The organism is Rhodococcus sp. R1101 (assembly GCF_000278445.1).
In the GTDB taxonomy this organism is placed as follows: Bacteria; Actinomycetota; Actinomycetes; order Mycobacteriales; family Mycobacteriaceae; genus Rhodococcus; species Rhodococcus gordoniae.
Genome location: NZ_AJVB01000777.1, coordinates 1 through 1,077, shown reverse-complemented (window position 1 = coordinate 1,077; position 1,077 = coordinate 1). Strand labels below are relative to the sequence as shown.

Annotated in this window: 2 pseudogenes; one reads left to right on the top strand and one right to left on the bottom strand. The window is 67.4% G+C overall.

The features are described 5' to 3' along the window. Positions 1–126 (top strand): annotated as a pseudogene (locus R1101_RS30480) (metallophosphoesterase); the annotation flags it as partial. Between the two features lie 134 nt (positions 127–260). Here the strand turns inward: R1101_RS30480 and R1101_RS28615 are convergent. Continuing rightward, positions 261–1,077, bottom strand: a pseudogene (locus tag R1101_RS28615) (glycine dehydrogenase (aminomethyl-transferring)); the annotation flags it as partial.

The following is a 1,077-nucleotide window of genomic DNA, read 5'->3' as shown; positions in this document are numbered from 1 at the left end:
ACCGGACTCGACCGCTTCGGCGACACGCAGATCTACACGTCCCAGGGCACCGGCGCGTGGGGACCGCCCGTGCGGGTGGGCACCCCACCGGAGATCTCCATCCTCGAGTTGGCTGCGGCGAACTGACCTCCCGCTCGTCCGGGTGGCGTGAGGTTTGCGCCTAGGGTGGTGAGATTCTGTATTTCTATGGTTTCCGTCTTGTCCGGAGTTATTCTACTGATGAAGATGGCCGACGGACAGGTCCGTCGGCCATCCCGGCGTCAGCCGCTGTACGCCTCCAAGGGCGGGCACGAGCACACCAGGTTCCGGTCGCCGTGTGCGCCGTCGATCCGTCGCACCGCGGGCCAGACCTTGGCCCGGCTCTTCCCCATCGGGAACACCGCGATCTCCCGTGAGTACGGGTGATTCCACTCGCCCACCAGGCATTCCGCGGTGTGCGGAGCCCCGCGCAGCGGGTTGTCGTCCACCGGCCACTCCCCTGCCCCGACCCGGTCGATCTCACCGCGGATCGAGATCATCGCGTCGATGAAGGCGTCGAGTTCGGCGATGTCCTCGCTCTCGGTGGGTTCGACCATGAGCGTGCCGGCCACCGGGAAACTCATCGTCGGCGCGTGGAAGCCGTAGTCGGCCAGACGTTTCGCGACGTCGTCGACCGTCACCCCCGTCGCCTTCGTCAGCGGACGCAGATCGAGGATGCACTCGTGGGCGACCATGCCTGTCTCCCCCGTGTACAACACCGGGAAGTACTCGTCGAGACGACGCGCGATGTAGTTCGCCGACGCGATCGCCGTCAACGACGCGCGACGCAGTCCCTCGGCACCCATCATCTTGATGTACGCCCAGGTGATCGGCAGGATCGACGCCGACCCGAAGGGCGCCGCCGAGACCGGCCCGGCTCCCCCGAGACCCGGCTCCGCCGGATGACCCGGCAGGTACGGAGCCAGATGCGCCCGGACACCGATCGGTCCGACTCCCGGTCCACCGCCACCGTGCGGGATGCAGAACGTCTTGTGCAGGTTCAGGTGGCTCACATCGCCACCGAACTTGCCCGGCCGCGCCAGACCCACGAGAGCGTTG